16 protein-coding genes are annotated in these 15339 nt (G+C 47.8%); 2 read left to right on the forward strand and 14 right to left on the reverse strand.

The window, feature by feature from the left end; all coding sequences use genetic code 11:
- Positions 1-7: 7 nt before the first annotated feature.
- The 4 genes from fabF to H608_RS0107365 all read right to left on the reverse strand — a co-directional run bounded on the left by fabF (position 8) and on the right by H608_RS0107365 (position 3215).
- The gene (gene fabF / locus H608_RS0107350) at positions 8-1249 is read right to left on the reverse strand and encodes a beta-ketoacyl-ACP synthase II (RefSeq protein WP_028787105.1); all 1242 of its coding nucleotides are present in this window, start codon (positions 1247-1249) and stop codon (positions 8-10) included.
- A gap of 3 nt (positions 1250-1252) precedes the next feature.
- The gene (locus H608_RS0107355; RefSeq protein WP_028787106.1) at positions 1253-1975 is read right to left on the reverse strand and encodes an SDR family oxidoreductase; all 723 of its coding nucleotides are present in this window, start codon (positions 1973-1975) and stop codon (positions 1253-1255) included.
- A 61-nt stretch (positions 1976-2036) separates the two neighbouring features.
- Entirely contained in the window at positions 2037-2630 is a 594-nt protein-coding gene (locus H608_RS0107360; RefSeq protein WP_028787107.1) for a TetR/AcrR family transcriptional regulator, read from the reverse strand.
- A gap of 45 nt (positions 2631-2675) precedes the next feature.
- Positions 2676-3215, reverse strand: a complete 540-nt coding sequence (locus tag H608_RS0107365; protein ID WP_155990083.1) for a DUF6169 family protein — start codon at positions 3213-3215, stop codon at positions 2676-2678.
- Between the two features lie 389 nt (positions 3216-3604).
- Between H608_RS0107365 and H608_RS0107375 the strand changes: the two genes are divergently transcribed.
- Together H608_RS0107375 and lepB are read left to right on the forward strand one after the other, a co-directional pair.
- Positions 3605-4270 carry a DNA alkylation repair protein gene (locus H608_RS0107375; RefSeq protein ID WP_028787109.1) on the forward strand — a complete coding sequence of 222 codons (666 nt, stop codon included), beginning with the start codon at positions 3605-3607 and terminating at the stop codon, positions 4268-4270.
- A 100-nt stretch (positions 4271-4370) separates the two neighbouring features.
- Positions 4371-5051, forward strand: a complete 681-nt coding sequence (gene lepB, locus H608_RS23500; protein WP_028787110.1) for a signal peptidase I — start codon at positions 4371-4373, stop codon at positions 5049-5051.
- A gap of 69 nt (positions 5052-5120) precedes the next feature.
- Here lepB and H608_RS0107385 read toward each other — a convergent pair whose 3' ends face one another.
- The 10 genes from H608_RS0107385 to H608_RS0107430 form a co-directional block, all read right to left on the reverse strand.
- On the reverse strand, positions 5121-6899 hold the full coding sequence (locus H608_RS0107385; RefSeq protein ID WP_028787111.1) for a hypothetical protein: 1779 nt from the start codon (positions 6897-6899) through the stop codon (positions 5121-5123).
- A gap of 167 nt (positions 6900-7066) precedes the next feature.
- A complete protein-coding gene (locus H608_RS0107390) occupies positions 7067-7831 on the reverse strand; it encodes a porin family protein (RefSeq protein ID WP_162142849.1) in 765 nt (254 codons plus the stop codon).
- A 72-nt stretch (positions 7832-7903) separates the two neighbouring features.
- Positions 7904-10333, reverse strand: a complete 2430-nt coding sequence (gene ppsA, locus H608_RS21620) for a phosphoenolpyruvate synthase (protein ID WP_051268116.1) — start codon at positions 10331-10333, stop codon at positions 7904-7906.
- Between the two features lie 9 nt (positions 10334-10342).
- Entirely contained in the window at positions 10343-11173 is an 831-nt protein-coding gene (locus H608_RS0107400) for a universal stress protein (RefSeq protein WP_071836935.1), read from the reverse strand.
- Between the two features lie 25 nt (positions 11174-11198).
- A complete protein-coding gene (locus H608_RS0107405; protein WP_028787114.1) occupies positions 11199-11744 on the reverse strand; it encodes a flavodoxin domain-containing protein in 546 nt (181 codons plus the stop codon).
- A 9-nt stretch (positions 11745-11753) separates the two neighbouring features.
- Positions 11754-11990: a diacylglycerol kinase gene (locus H608_RS24345; RefSeq protein ID WP_155990084.1), complete on the reverse strand. Its 237-nt coding sequence runs from the start codon at positions 11988-11990 to the stop codon at positions 11754-11756.
- Between the two features lie 48 nt (positions 11991-12038).
- On the reverse strand, positions 12039-13079 hold the full coding sequence (locus H608_RS0107415; protein WP_028787115.1) for a zinc-dependent alcohol dehydrogenase family protein: 1041 nt from the start codon (positions 13077-13079) through the stop codon (positions 12039-12041).
- Positions 13080-13179: 100 nt separating this feature from the next.
- A complete protein-coding gene (locus H608_RS0107420; RefSeq protein WP_028787116.1) occupies positions 13180-13389 on the reverse strand; it encodes a YgaP family membrane protein in 210 nt (69 codons plus the stop codon).
- 36 nt (positions 13390-13425) lie between these two features.
- Positions 13426-14265, reverse strand: a complete 840-nt coding sequence (locus H608_RS0107425; RefSeq protein WP_028787117.1) for a universal stress protein — start codon at positions 14263-14265, stop codon at positions 13426-13428.
- A gap of 26 nt (positions 14266-14291) precedes the next feature.
- Complete coding sequence (locus tag H608_RS0107430; protein ID WP_028787118.1) at positions 14292-15122, reverse strand: hypothetical protein; 831 nt, start codon at positions 15120-15122, stop codon at positions 14292-14294.
- Positions 15123-15339 lie beyond the last annotated feature (217 nt).

The following is a 15339-nucleotide window of genomic DNA, read 5'->3' on the forward strand; positions in this document are numbered from 1 at the left end:
GTTGCGTCTAGGCAAACTTCCTGATGATGGTGGTGGCCGTGTGTCCGCCGAAACCAAAGGTATTACTCATGGCAAAGTTCACCGTTCTTGGCTGTGCCTTGCCGAGGGTAAGATTGAACGCATCTTTATACCCCGGATCGATATCGGTTGAATTGATGGTAGGCGGTACGATGTTTTGCTGTACGGCCATGATGCAGGCAATGGCTTCCACCGCACCCGCCGCGCCCAGTAAATGTCCGGTCATGGATTTGGTGGCGCTGATATTGAGGTTGGGATGTGGGCCAAAAACTCTTTCGATAGCCCTGAGTTCACTACTATCGCCCAACAATGTAGAAGTGGCGTGTGTATTGATGTAGTCGATATCGGAAGGATTAATTTCGGCTTCTTCCAGCGCGGCCAGCATGCCGAGGTAAGCGCCTTCGCCATCGGGGTGCGTGCCGGTAAGGTGATACGCATCTGCCGCCATGCCACCGCCCACGATTTCCGCGAGGATGGGCGCATTGCGTTTAATGGCATGCTCATAACTCTCGAGGATAATAGCGCCGGCACCTTCACCCATTACAAAACCATCGCGGGTTACATCAAAAGGCCTGGAAGCCGTTGCCGGACTATCATTGCGCGTGGATAAAGCTTTGGATGAATTGAAGCCCCCGACGCTGCTTTCGTTGATCGGCGCTTCCGAACCGCCGGTAACGATCATATCGGCCTTGTTCCAGCGGATATAATTAAAGGCATCGATCAGGGCCGTGTTGGAGGTAGCACAGGCTGACACGGTCGCAAAATTGACGCCTCTCAAACCATATTTTATGGAAATAACGCCGGAAGCGATATCCACGATCATCTTGGGAATGAAGAACGGATTAAAGCGCGGTGTGCCGTCGCCTTTTACATATTCTTTTACCTGTTCCTCAAAAGTGCCAATGCCGCCGTTGCCGGATCCCCAGATCACACCGATGCGGTTGCGGTTCAATGTTTCAAAATTGATAGCGGCGTTCTTAACGGCTTCGGCTACGGCAATAAGGGCATACTGCGTAAAGAGATCGTAACGCCGGGCTTCTGATTTTTCGATATGATCGAGCGGGTTGAAATTTTTCAACTCGCAGGCAAACTTCGTTTTGAATTTAGCTGTATCGAACCTGGTGATGGGTGCGGCACCGCTGACACCGTTGGCGAGCGAATGCCAGAAATCTTTTACGTTGTTGCCGATCGGCGTAAGCGCTCCGATACCGGTGATGACTACACGTTTCATAAATTAGTTTTTAAGTTTTGCCGAAGCCTCCTGGAATAACGCGTAAACGGCTTTTGTCTGACCAACCGGAATATCAAATTGATCACTTGCTAAAGCTACTAATAAATCGGCGGCGACTTCCTGCGGAGGGATGCCGTTTTCTCCACCGATGGGCGCTGAAAAATCGGTGTTAACCAATGGAGGCATCAATTCAAAAACACGCACATTGGTGTCGGACAGTGATTGGCGCAACGATTGGGTATAAAAATGTAAGGCGGCTTTGCTGGCTGCATAGGTTGGCAATCCGGACGAAGGGATCATACTCAGGATGGAAGTGACGTTGACAAGAGCTGATTGGGGTTTTTGCTTTAAGGCAGGCAGGAGCAATTGGGTGAAATGAATGATGGCGGTATAATTGGTATTGATTTCCCTGGCGGCATATTCGTAATCGTTGGCTGTCTGGCCAGGGGAATAGGGAAAAGCTTCACCGGCATTGTTGATGAGGATATTGAGATCGGGATGATCTTGTTTTAATGTGGTTGCTATTCTGATGCGATCGTTCTCGATTGAAAGGTCGCCCTGGATGGCAACGGCGTTGGTCAACTGTTGCAGGGCTTTATCGAGCCGTTGCTGGTTGCGGCCGTTGATGATGACTTTATTACCCTGGGCTGAAAGCAATTTGGCGATGGCGAGGCCGATGCCGGCGGAGCCGCCGGAAATAAAAATGGTGTTTGCGGAAGTGTTCATGACTGTAATATTTAATGTTTATAAAATATACCGATCGGTATATAATTAGTTAAAAAAAAGGTTAAGTGGATAATTCTTCTTCGATCATGCGGCTGATTCTTGTTGCGGCGGTTTTCAGGTATTTGGGATCGTTCATGATCTTGGCCAAAAGGATATTGCCTTCCAGGATGCTGAACAGGAGGGCGGCATACTCAGCGGAATGAACGTTTTTTTTAAACTCGCCGTTGGCCTGTCCTTTTTCAATCAACTGCTGGATTTTTTTCATAAAACGTTTCATGCTCGACCGTACGGCGTCGCGCATAAAATGGAGATGATCGTCGGCTTCTACGGCGGCGTTCATCATGGGGCAGCCTCCTTTTTTAAAAACCGTTGGCCAGTTTTTGGCGTAAAAGCCGGTGCAGGCGAGCAACGCTTCTTTGGCGGTGGAGGTAGAGGCGATGGCTTCGTCGATAGTGAGCCGCAGGAGCGAGCAATTATACTCGAAAGCGGCAATAACGAGTTCGTTCTTATCGGCAAAATTGCCGTAGATAGCACCTTTGGTGAGGCCGGTCGCTTCTTGTATGTCGGACAGCGAGGTGTTGTCGTACCCTTTGATATTGAAAAGGGGTGATGCTTTTTCGATAATGAATTGCCTGGTTTGTGCTGCTTTTGACATGATTGGAGGACAAAGATAGGTGAAATATACCGATTGGTATAAAATCTATTTCTCAATTTTTTCAGCCCAGCGATTTACCTCCTCAAATGCCGTAAGGGCTAAATGATGCTGTTCATTTTGATTATGAACGATAAGCGAGTTATAGACTTCCACCCCATCAATTAACGCAATATTGTTGTATTTCGTGTAGTTACCATCGTTATATTGCCTAAACCAATTGTCAAATTTTCTTTTTCTGGCAAGCTGCTTATTGTCGAGGTTGTCGCAGACATAAACAATAACATTCTCAGCTTCCGTGAGAAAAAGTCTGATTACTTCTGCTATGGTTGCGCCGACTTTTGGGTCGGGAGGTGAACTGGCTGGGTTGCCTTCGAGCACTTCTAGGCCGAATGAATATGCACGACAGACGATGTGAGGATAATGTTCAAACAAAGTATTGTAATCAAGGAAGTAAGTTTTGTATCGTACACCGAGTTTAGTAGTGAACTCAAAGACGTGGTCGTCATTCCTCTTTAATGAATAAAGGTTTGTAGAACTTATACTGTTTAAGGTCTTTGAGTTTTCCCCCTTTCCTGATGTGTTCATGAATGATTTTTTGATCTTCAAGCATTTTTTTGAAGAAGGGGGCTCCTTTGGAATTGATAGATTTATCTGGCGTCTTTTTCATAATGAAACAAAGTTACGATCGCAACAAGCCGAAGTCCAAAGGGAAAACACGATAAATCGCTGAGATTTTTCGTGATAAGACTAAGCGTTTAATAATCGGGCAATAGCAATCGTGAATCGTCAATCGTCAGTCGTCAGTCGTCAATAGTGAATGGTCAATCGTCAGTCGTGAATGCCCGAAGCTTCGGCCCGAAGTGTCGGGCCTTACACCTTACGCCTTACACCTTACACCTATTACCTATTACTTAAAACTTATTACTTACTACTTACAACGCTCTCTCGCTATCTTTGGCCCAAACCAACACGCCATGAAAGTCAACGACGTGCTCAAAAAGCTCGAATCACTTGCCAATCCATCCACCCTCAAACACAATCTCAAAGCCGGCGCAGGTAATAACCAGTTCGGCGTTAAGATGTGGGATATCCGCAAAGTGGCGGCTGAGATCAAATCCGATCATGCACTCGCCCTCGATTTATGGGCCACCGGCAATATCGACGCCAGGCTCGTTGCTATTCTTATTCTTAGACCCAAAGATTTATCCCCTGCTGAACTGGAGAACATGGTGAAATCAGAAACCTTTTCACAGGTGGCAGATTGGCTCTATTCTCACGTGATCAAAGATTTTCCTGATAAAGAAAAGTTGCGCGAGAAGTGGATGAAGTCCAAAGACAAAATGTGTGCACGCCAGGGTTGGAGCCTCACCTCCGGCCGCATTGCCCGCAGTCCGGAAGGCATCGATATTTCCGCCTTGCTCGATCGGCTGGAGAAAGAAATGCCCAAGGCGCCGCCCGAAGTGCAGTGGACGATGAACAGCGCGTTGGCCAATATCGGCATCCATCACGCTGAACACCGCAAAAGAGCACTCGCTATCGGAGAAAAGCTTGGCATTTATAAAGACTACCCGGTTTCCAAAGGCTGCACCTCACCTTATGCACCGATCTGGATCAATGAAATGGTGAAACGTCAGAAATAGTTTTGCTATCCTGTCAGCGAACTCAGCTTGCTATGCCCGACCGCTGCTTTGACTAATTGTTTATCTTGCCGCGTCCGTCTGTTACCAACTTTTTATACAAATGAAGAAAAAACTCAAATACACGTTCATCATTGTCATTTCGCTGCTCGCACTCTGGGCTATCGGACAGATGACCAATGCTTTTCGTCGCCTCTCTTCCGGCGGCATCGCCAATTACCCTACGTTTCAGAACCGTGAGGGCTTTTTTGTTTCCAATCTCAAGAAACCGTCCCGCTTCGATTTTATCTGTTATAATGCCAACAGTGCGCAATTCGGTCGCCATGCCAAACTGTTCCGCTTATGCGGACTCGAAGGAGATAAGATCGAGATCCGCGATGGCCGGTTGTTCGTCAACGACGTGGATGCGGACAAGGATCTTTCACTCGCGCACAATTATATACTCGCCGCAAACGAGTGGGAGCGAGTGAAAACGATCGATACCCTGGCCAACCCTTTTGTCACCAATACAACCTCCGATTCCATCACTACTTATTTATCGGATAAACTCGTTGCCACGCATGGTGTTAAATGCAGGAGATTGACCCTTCCGAAGGACGAGATCAACAAAGGCATACAGGAGCAATTTAAACAGCCCTGGAACCAGGATCATTTCGGTCCCATCATCGTTCCGGAAGGTAAATATTTTGTACTCGGTGACAACCGCGCTTATGCCGAAGATTCCCGTTATACCGGTTTTGTAGATAAAAGCGACTACGTCGCTACCGTATTAGGACGGCGATAATTTTTTTCATTGTAAATAAGAGAGCCGGCCATTATAGCCGGCTCTCTTATTTTGTCGAGTTCTGAGCAATTATTTTTTCAGGAATGATTTGCCTGTTTCATTATTCAATCGCAGGTAATACATACCCGGAGCCATAGCGGGAAGCTGGATTTGCTGCACCGCCTGGGTAATCTTGCCCTGCAGAACGATCTGTCCACCTGGCGTTGCGATGCTGTAAACAGGTCGCTGCCTGCTTACGCTAACCGGCACTTCGATCCAGATATGACCGGCGGCGGGAACGGGATATAATTTTACGTCAGAGAAATCGCTGTTGTTGATCGTAACAATGCTGCTGTGTGTATAGCTGTTGTCTTTATCGACCATTTTCAACCGATAATATAACCGGCTTTCCTGCGACATATCGGCGGTAAACGGATGGGTGAAGGTATAAGCCTTTGCACCATTGCCTGCTGCAGACTGAACCGTACCCGCTTTGGCAAATGTGCTGCCATCGGCCGACCACTCCACTTCAAAATGACTGAAGGCCGTTTCCCCGGAAGTATTCCAATTCAGTACAGCCGATTCATTTTGCTTTTTGCCCTGGAAGCTTTCCAACTTTACAGGCAAGGTACCTGTTACATCATACAAGCGCATGGTCAGCGACCAGGCAGTGCCTGCCGTATTGTAATTCATGGTAATTAAACCATATCCGCCGCTGCCGCCTTCTATGCTCGATACGGTAAAAATTCCGGGACGGATATTGGGAAGATAATCCCATTCGTTGTCGTCATATTTGACGTTGTAATAACCGGTTGCAAATGATTGTTTGGCGAGGTTAACCGTGCCGGTAAAGCTGCGTTGTTCGGCATAAAGGTTTCCGGTGCCGTTGAAGTCATCGGTGCCGTCATATCGCGTACCGATACTTTCATCAGCGGTGGCGCGGGCATAGTTGCCCCCCGTCTTTCTGTTGACAGCCAGCGCGCCGATATTGTAACTGTTGGTGCCGCGGGCGATGGACGTGGAAAGAATAGCGCCGTCATAGCCGATTCTTACTCCGCCAATATTGCTTCGCATCAGCGATACCATGTAGTCGCCGTTTGACGTGGCAAACAACTCAAAGCCATCCTGACCATTGGTCGTCAGCAATTGATAATGGTTGTTGCCGGTAGCGGGCCATGTACGCATCGAGCCGTCGTTGTTGAACATCACACCATGGATACCGGCATAGTAAGTGGTGTATACAAAAAGGAATGTACCGTTGTTACTTGCTTTGATCTGGCCGCTGTAGTATTGGTTTCCGGAAGGGCTTGGACGGCCCGTGCCGGTTGTTTTCACATTGACGATACTGCTTACGGCCACACCGGCTTTAGTAAATACGCGGATCTGGTTGGAGCCATCGCTGGCATAAATGCTGAAAGCGATATCACCATTGGATAACTCTGCTGCATCGAGATAGGGATAACCTCCCGGGTAAATACTCATGCCTGTTGAAGTAACCGGCAATATTGTCTGTCCCGCCAGGTTCATGATCGCAAAACGCGAATCCGCCAGTAGCAGCAACTGGTTATTGGAAAGGCCAATAACTTTTGCCGCAGTAAAACCCGATAAGTTAGTACTGAAGGTGGTGAGTAAGGTGCCATCGGTTTTGTAAACACGATAGTTGCCGTTGTTCATCCGGATACCAATCCTTCCATTCGGAAAAATATGGTTGCCCTGTTCGCCGCTGCCCTGTACCTGTACACTGTTGGTGCTGGCTTCGATAGTGAAGGTGTGGCTCGGCGTGAACTGCGCCGTAGTACGATAAGAGACAAAGAGACTTAGTGAAATGACAAAGCATTTCACCCATTTTGTGGGTAGAGATCGGTGCATAGTGGATATTAAAATTTTTACGCGGCGAAGATAGAATAACTACTACGTCAACCGGAGAGAAGTTGCATGATAAATATCAAGTAATGAAGAAGTGCGTAATGGTAAATTCTTAGTTGAGTTAAGATGAGGAGTGACGGATAATAAAATAGAATAATCTGTTTACGGTATTACCGCAGCGTAAATTGATAACCGAGGCTGACAGTAGCGGCACCCGTATTGTTTTTACCGTTCGCGTCGTTTTGCTGAATAGTGATCAATCCGTAATTACCGCCGCCTTCAATAAAAACAGCGCCCATCCTGAGTTGGTAACTGATACCCACATGGCCGTTTATGCCCGCATTGACGGGCCGGAGATCCGGTTTGATGTTTTCGGTATTGTCAAATGATTGAGGCGTTGACACCAGGGGAGTAGTCTGTTGCGCATCCAGGTAAATAATACTGGCACCACTGGTGATATTTTTAGCCGATAGTACGATGCTTACAAAAGGGCCCGCTGCAACATATCCCGTAAAATTTTTGCCAAGAGCTAGACGGTATTTGGCTAATGTAGAAAGCATCAGGTAGTTGATCTTGGCCACGCTTTTATAGTCGGCATAGAGGTATGGAGGAACTTCTCCGGGGGGAAACATAGCAGTCATATCGGGCGGTACGGCAAATGCCTGGTTACCGTCCTTCCGGCCGCCTTGCTGCGAGTATTGCAATTGCGGTTGACAAGAAAAATGGTTGGATAAATGAAATTCAGCATGCATGGCAAAGTCGGCACCAAGCCTCGAACCATAACCGCTGTTGACGGGGTTGGCAGTGCTGCCGGTTGTGAGGTTAGGTATACTCAATCCACCTTTGATACCGATATCGATTCTTTGCTGCGCCAGCATGTTTTGTGTTCCCAGGATGGTGACGACGATTAAAGCCAGGAAGTATTTCTTTTTCATGAGAACAGGTTTATTTTTTTCCGGTGATCGCTGCATCTGTTGTTCAGCACAAATTCAATATTCGGACACATGCTATGGTTGGCCGTTAACGGCTGTGTCAGGTTCAGGCAGGTGTGCTTTACGCATTTCAAGCTCTGCCTGACAGATGTTGGCGATACCAGCCAGGAGTGCGTCGGGGTTAAAGGAGATACCGGATATTCCCTGTTGCACAAGGAAGGAGGCAAACGCAGGGAAGTCGCTTGGTGCTTGTCCGCACAAGCCGATCTTGATACCTGCCTGCCGGGCCTTTGAAATAGCCGTGGCAATCATTTCCTTTACAGCAGGATTTTGTTCGTCGAAGATGGTGCTGATGATGGATGAGTCGCGGTCCACGCCCAATACGAGTTGGGTCAGGTCGTTTGAGCCGATCGAAAAGCCATCGAAGATCCGGGCAAATTGATCCGCCTGCAATACATTGGAAGGAATCTCCACCATCATATAGATATCAAGTGAATCATCCTTCTCGCGGTCAAGGCCATTTTTTTGCATCACGGCTACTACTTTTTTCGCTTCCTCCACCGTTCGGCAAAAGGGGATCATCACTTTTACATTGGTAAAACCCATATCCTGCCGCACGCGTTTAAGGGCTTCACATTCCATGGCAAATCCTTCCTGGTAACGCTCATCATAGTAGCGGGATGCACCTCTGAATCCAAGCATCGGATTTTCTTCAACCGGTTCAAAGCTGCTGCCACCGATGAGGTTGGCGTATTCATTGGTTTTAAAATCACTGGTGCGAACAATCACCTCTTTTGGATAGAAGGCAGCCGCTATGGTCGCAATTCCCTGGGCAAGCCGCTCAACAAAATATTGCTTTTTGTCGGGGTAGCCGGATGTAAGTGCTTCGATTCGTTGCCTCGTGACCGGATCAGTGATCTGAGCGGGCCTGATCAGTGCCATCGGATGTATTTGTACCGAATGAGTGATAATAAATTCCAGTCTCATCAGTCCAACACCATCATTTGGATAGAAGGAAAGTTTAAAAGCCTGATCCGGATCACCCACGATCAGCATTACCTGTGTGGAAGCAGGTTTGGTTATTTTCCGGAAGTCGATGTCGCGGGTAGTGTAGTTTAATTTTCCATTGTAGATAAAACCTGTCTTGCCTTCGGCGCAGGAGACGGTGATTACATCTCCGTCCTTTATGACTGTTGTGGCATTGCCGGTGCCTACCACTGCAGGCACGCCGAGTTCACGCGCTACGATCGATGCATGGCTTGTCCGGCCTCCTTTGTTGGTAACGATCGCTGCCGATTTTTTCAATACAGGATCCCAGTCGGGACTGGTGATATCGGTTACCACAATTTCTCCAGCCTGTATTTTTTCTGATTCTTCCGGGCTGGCAACGACCCTTGCAATACCGGTTGCAATTTTTTCGCCAACCGCGTTTCCTGTTGCAATGGGTGTTGTTTTTTCCTGTAACGCAAATATTTTTTGCAGGTAAGGACTTTGCCGGGAGTGGACGGTTTCGGGCCGGGCCTGCACGATGAAAATTTTTCCGGATACACCATCTTTAGCCCATTCTATATCCATTGGTTTTTGATAATGTTCTTCGATCAGCACACACCAACGTGAGATGTTCATCACCTCTTCATCCGTCAGAATAAATTGCGTGCGTTTTTCCGCAGGTGTATCGGTATTCACAATCGTTTCGGTGGCACCGGAAATACTGTTATACAGCATGGTCTTCGCCTTATCGCCGAGTTTTTTCTGGATAATGGCCAGTTTGTTTTGCCGCAGGGTTGGTTTAAACACGGTATATTCATCGGGTGTCACGGTTCCCTGCACCATGTTTTCACCCAGTCCCCATACGCCGCTGAGCGTGACCACATCGCTGAACCCGGACTCCGGTTCGAGGGTAAATGCTACACCCGAACAGGCCAGATCGCTGCGCACCATTTGCTGTATGCCCGCAGAGAGTAATACTTTGTCATGAGCGAAACCATTGTCTTCACGGTATTTGATGGCCCTGGCGGTATACAGGGAAGCATAACAGCGCCGGATGGCGTTGAGTACATTTTCACCGCCGCTGATATTGAGGTAAGATTCATGTTGTCCTGCAAAGCTCGCCTGCGGAAGATCTTCTGCCGTGGCACTGCTGCGTACCGCTACTGCGGAGGTGCCCGATGTCTGCAATACTTTATATGCGTCCAATACCGCTTCCTGCAATTGTTGTGGCAGGCTGGCTTTAAGTAGTAACTGCCTGGCCTGCACAGCCGTTTCTTCAAGATTACTATAGGTGATCTTATCAATTTGCGCCATTAGTTTCCGCAGTGGTTCTTTGAGCCGGTTAGCGGTCAGGAATTCGTCAAAGGCGACTGCGGTAGTAGCAAAACCATCAGGAACCGGGATGCCGCGGGGGGAAAGCCTGGCATACATTTCTCCCAGGGACGCATTTTTGCCGCCTACTATGCCCACATCATCAATCGTTATATGGGAGAACGGGATCACATAGTTGTTCATGATACTTATTTAGTGCTCATGCATGGCAAGGATCGGTACATGTGTATGTAACACGAGCTGTTTGGAATGAGCGGTGGTAAAAAGCCGGTTAATGAGGCTGTGCTTTTTCGGAATAACGATCAGCAGATCCAGCTTGTTCTTTTCCGAAAAATCGATGATCGAACTTTCTGTGTGCTGTGTGTGAATAAAGTGATAGAGCGGCGAAAGGTCGGCGAAGAGTTCATTTACATATTCCGTCTCGGAAATGGTTTCGTTATCAAAAGAACCGGGGCTTTCCGGGCTGGCATGAATGATATGCAGGTCTGCGTTGAACAGTTTTACGAGATCTTTAATGTCTTTAACGGGAAGTGTTTCGCGCACGTCTTTCAGATCGCAGGCGAGACCGATGTTTTTCATGGGTACAAAAAGGGCATCTTCAGGTATCATGATCAGCGGCCAGTGAAGTTGTCTGAGGGCTGTAAGCGTGGTGGCACCGAATAAGGTTCTCTCCACGGCCGTTGAATCTCCCGTGCCCATTACTACTGCAAACGGATCGACGGTGCTGCAATATTTCTCCAACTGCGACTCCACTGTTCCCTGTGCGAGATGTGTATGCACTTCACAGCCGTGCTGCGTTCTGTTAACAACGGCTGTTTTCAGTCTGACCAATTCTTTTTCGGCGTCTTCCGTCATTACGGAAAAGAACTGCTCCGATACCGGCAGGTCTGAATAGACCAGTGGTAGCGGGGTGACGAATAAAATAAACAGGTTGGTATGCAATGCTACGGCAAGATCAGCCGCATAGTTTACAGCGTTCATAGAATCTTTCGTAAAATTGGTCGCAACGAGAATGGGTTTCATAAGTTTTTTATTTGTGAGTGGTTTGTCAGCCGATAACCGTAGTCATACTTGAGGGCTGCTGCTCTTTTAACAGCCTGCTTATTTCACTGCTGATGGCTGCGAGGTGTTCCTTTTTAACATCGTCGTATCCCCGCAGCATTTTTTTATTTTCCCTGCTGGTCCCGGTAAATATGGATGCGATGCGCAGTAGCAGCCGGTCTTTCCAGGAGAGTTTATTGTAAATGAGTCTGCCGGGAAGATAGAATATGCGGCAGCGGTCGGTGATCTGTTCGGGAAGCGACGAGTTGACGTATTTCAACAGTGTCTCTTTTTCACTGAGTGGTGTGCCGCTTACGACAAATAGGATGAGTTGCTTTCCATACAACTGGTTAAGGTATTTATTTACCCACCGGGAGATTTGTAACTTACCGATGTATACACTGCTGCCCATCACCAGCAGCCCTGTCTGTTCGAGTTCATTTGCGTCGCAGGACTCTGCGCGGTATACAGGCAGGGGAAACTCTTCGGCTAACCATTGAGCATATTGTTCGGTGGCGCCGTATTTTCCCTGGTAAACAATTAAATTTTTCATATAAATGCATTAGTCTTTATCACGCCTGATCCGTTGTTTGAAAATAATACGGAAGCGTATCAACTCTGCTATCAGCACGAGCATCCAGATGGCCAGTATGATAAGCAGCCAGTCGGGTACGTATGGCTTCATGGATATTTTCCAGCCCAGCCATACGCCCAATACTGCGAGTACAAAGCCTGACACGTGAAACTGGAATCGCTTATAAAGTGCAGCAATTTTCTGGTAAGAATAGTTACGACGCATACAGGATTGTTTAACAGGTGACAGACTTCTTGCTGACGAACAGTTCCCTTATTCGTTTGTCATAATTACTTTAAGCGATTTGGTTTCGGCAGCATTGGCGAACGTATCGTAAGCTTTCATGATCTCTGATAATTTAAACCGGTGAGTAATCAATTGCGCCGGTTTAAGTTTGGCTGCCCCGACTGTTTTCAACAACATCGGGGTGGTGACGGTATCGACCAGGCGGGTGGTAATGGTGATATTTTTAGACCAGAGTGTTTCGAGGTGGAGTTCGGCACTTTTGCCGTGTACGCCCACGTTGGCTATCCGTCCGCCGGGTGCAATGATATCCTGGCAAATGCCGAAAGTAGCGGGGATGCCCACCGCTTCGATGGCTACGTCAACGCCGGTGCCACCGGTAATGCGGCCGATATTGTCTGCTACATTGTCTTTGCTGTTATTGATGCAATGCGTCGCTCCGAATTTTTTGGCTGTCTCCAGCCGGTTGGCATCCGGATCGATCATGATGATGGCCGCGGGGGAATAGAACTGTGCGGTAAGCAGTGATGCCAGTCCTATAGGGCCTGCACCCACAATGGCAACGGTATCCCCGGGATTAACCTGGCCGTTCAATACACCGCACTCAAAGCCGGTGGGGAAAATATCGCTGAGCATGACGAGGGCCTCCTCATCTGCGCCTTCGGGTATAGGATACAAGCTCGTATCTGCATGCGGGATGCGAACGAATTCGGCCTGTGTGCCGTCGATCGTATTGCCAAGTATCCATCCTCCGTCGGTACAATGTGAGTACATTCCCTTACGGCAGTAAGCACACTTGCCGCAGGACGTAATGCAGGAAATGAGTACATGATCGCCTTTTTTGAAATTCGAAACGGAAGCACCTGTTTCTTCGACAATGCCTACCCCTTCATGGCCGAGCGTTCTTCCCTCGGTAACCGTAGGTACATCACCTTTCAATATATGAAGATCGGTGCCGCAGATCGTTGTGCTGGATATTTTGATGATTGCATCTGTCGGGTGTAATATTTCCGGTTTGTTTTTTTCATCCCATGATTTTTTTCCCGGTCCGTGATAGATAAGTGCTTTCATTGATTTAATTTTTCCGAATGTAATGTGATATAACTGCCTGTTTGCTGACCCCTGTTTTAAGGAAACATGATTCGCATCAGGTGTTTCCGGCTGATAGCGGTCAGACGGTTTTCCGCTGGCAGGTACTGATGTGCAGCAGCCGGTAGAGCGGGCAGGTGCCGATAAGACCGGTTAGCAGGAAAACCATGGCAAGCGCGAGCAGTACGATACCGGCGATTCCGCTGATCACGCCGTTGAGATAAAGGATAACGATGGCTATTGTGATGGCAATACGTATTATGCGGTCGGCCATGCCCATATTTGTTTTCATGATGTATATTTTAAAATGATCCCTTCTGCAGGATGATCAGTAGTGGGAAATAAAGATGGGTTGCGTCATGGTATTGATGAGCAGGTCGGCCTGGCTGTGCCGGAAAAAACGGGAGAGATTACTGCGGCCATAGGCACCCATTACGATAAAGGCATTTTTTCTTTTAAAGAGATAATCAAACAGGCAATAGCCTGCATCGCCTGTCATCGTCTTCAACCCGACTGTCGTATAATGTGGCTGTAGCCAGTCGAGAAAATGCTGTTTGCCGGCGCTGCTCCATTCGCCGTCTTGTGTGATGTTGAGCACGGTGGCTTTTTTTTCGCTCAATTCGGGGAAGAGCAAAGTGAATTGCTTGATGGCAAAAGAGGAAGACTTGGTGCCGTCATAGGTAAATACGATTTCGTCGATGCCTTCGAATGAATCGGGGGCGATGATAACGGGGCATTCCGCATCTTTTAAAACATCCCTGACAAATTCAGTCGGTGAACCCTCGTACAATTTGTCGAAAGAAGTAGCGGCATCGATAATAATCAGATCTGCGTACCGGCTTTCTGCTATCAGTTCCTTCGCCGGTCTGCCACTGACCACAAGGCTTTTGCTATGTATTGACTTGCGTTCGCAACAGTTGTGAAACAACTCAATATTTTTCCCGGTCAATGATTTTTTATGCTGAAGGTCCGTTCCTTTCTCATCGATTTTCCATTCCATTTGCGGCATGCCACCGGTCTCTGTTAACGAAGGTTCTTCGTTTGCTACAAGATTTTCCAGGAAGAAACCTGTAATGTCAGATTTGGTGAGCCGGCCGATATAACAGGCAAAATCGATGGCCTGCGGATCGGGATTGGTGGCGTCTATTGCCAGTAGTATTCTTTTCACGGGAAAAAAGTTTAGCGTTAATAATGTCAGGTATGCTGATGCGCAATGAATACAGGCATGTAATGTTCATTGACGGCTTCTGTTACAAAACTCCTTCGGAATAACATGGACAAACCGGACCGGCCGAAAGAACCGGTTACGAGGATGGAATTATTTTTCTCCATCAGCCAACTGGTAAAAAAATCTTTTGAGGGGATTACCAACCGCTGCCAGACTGCGTTTTTGAAATGTGCGGAAATGAACTCACGTATTTCGGTTTCGTAGGGCCATTCATTGCCCTGTTGTGGTGTGGCATATACAACGGTAGTAGGATTGCCGGCCCATTCTGGAAAGAGGTAAGCAAACTGCTTGATGGCATACATGGCGGAGGCGCTGCCATCATAGGCGATAATATTATTGCCGGCTTTCATCTTTTTCTCCGGCATCACGATCAACGGACATTCCAGTTCGTGCAGAATATTTTTCAGGTAATAATTGGACAACTCGGTGCCAGCCTGTTTATAAAACTCCTGGCTGCTGACGATCAGCAGGTCGGCAAACCGGGATTCTTTTTTTAATTCCGGCAGGGCGAAATTCATGTAAGCCCTGTGTATTTTAAAAGGGATTTCGTGTTTTTTACAGTAGTCGGTAAAGCGGGAAGTGTTCTGGTGAATCTCCCTGGAGGTGGATTCTTCGGCGGACGGGATCACACTGCCTGCTTCATTGCCAACAGAATAACTCCACAGGGCGGAATAATCTACCTGCGGCAGAAACGCTCCCGTAAGAAAGATAGGGGCTTGCTGGTGCAATTGAAAGGCAAAATCGAGTGCTGCCTGCGAGTAATGCGTTCCGTCAAAGGCAAGTAAGATCTTTTTCATGTCCTGTAGAGTTAGATAGTAAAGCTATTCTGTCGACAGGCGGTTTCCTATGAGGAGGGGCAGGGAGGGATGTGATATATGTCAGTACCCGTCAATCGTGAATCGTCAATCGTGAATCGTCAATCGTGAATCGTCAATCGTGAATAAGTCAATAGGTCAATAGTACTTCATTAGTTCGCCGCCATTGTTGGTGTTGACACCAACAATGAATGCATCC

It is taken from the genome of Terrimonas ferruginea DSM 30193, from assembly GCF_000425585.1.
Lineage (GTDB): Bacteria > Bacteroidota > Bacteroidia > Chitinophagales > Chitinophagaceae > Terrimonas > Terrimonas ferruginea.

Bases quoted from the DNA above. Each gene is read 5' to 3' on its own strand.
- H608_RS0107400 (WP_071836935.1), bottom strand. From the start codon at position 11,173: ATGAAACCCATTCTCGTTGCGACCAATTTTACGAAAGATTCTATGAAC.
- lepB (WP_028787110.1), top strand. From the start codon at position 4,371: ATGAAGAAAAAACTCAAATACACGTTCATCATTGTCATTTCGCTGCTC.
- H608_RS0107365 (WP_155990083.1), bottom strand. From the start codon at position 3,215: ATGAACACATCAGGAAAGGGGGAAAACTCAAAGACCTTAAACAGTATA.
- H608_RS0107405 (WP_028787114.1), bottom strand. From the start codon at position 11,744: ATGAAAAATTTAATTGTTTACCAGGGAAAATACGGCGCCACCGAACAA.
- H608_RS0107385 (WP_028787111.1), bottom strand. From the start codon at position 6,899: ATGCACCGATCTCTACCCACAAAATGGGTGAAATGCTTTGTCATTTCA.
- H608_RS0107415 (WP_028787115.1), bottom strand. From the start codon at position 13,079: ATGAAAGCACTTATCTATCACGGACCGGGAAAAAAATCATGGGATGAA.
- H608_RS0107390 (WP_162142849.1), bottom strand. From the start codon at position 7,831: ATGAAAAAGAAATACTTCCTGGCTTTAATCGTCGTCACCATCCTGGGA.
- H608_RS24345 (WP_155990084.1), bottom strand. From the start codon at position 11,990: ATGCGTCGTAACTATTCTTACCAGAAAATTGCTGCACTTTATAAGCGA.
- H608_RS0107355 (WP_028787106.1), bottom strand. From the start codon at position 1,975: ATGAACACTTCCGCAAACACCATTTTTATTTCCGGCGGCTCCGCCGGC.
- H608_RS0107430 (WP_028787118.1), bottom strand. From the start codon at position 15,122: ATGAAAAAGATCTTACTTGCCTTTGACGGAACGCATTACTCGCAGGCA.
- H608_RS0107420 (WP_028787116.1), bottom strand. From the start codon at position 13,389: ATGAAAACAAATATGGGCATGGCCGACCGCATAATACGTATTGCCATC.
- fabF (WP_028787105.1), bottom strand. From the start codon at position 1,249: ATGAAACGTGTAGTCATCACCGGTATCGGAGCGCTTACGCCGATCGGC.
- ppsA (WP_051268116.1), bottom strand. From the start codon at position 10,333: ATGAACAACTATGTGATCCCGTTCTCCCATATAACGATTGATGATGTG.
- H608_RS0107360 (WP_028787107.1), bottom strand. From the start codon at position 2,630: ATGTCAAAAGCAGCACAAACCAGGCAATTCATTATCGAAAAAGCATCA.
- H608_RS0107375 (WP_028787109.1), top strand. From the start codon at position 3,605: ATGAAAGTCAACGACGTGCTCAAAAAGCTCGAATCACTTGCCAATCCA.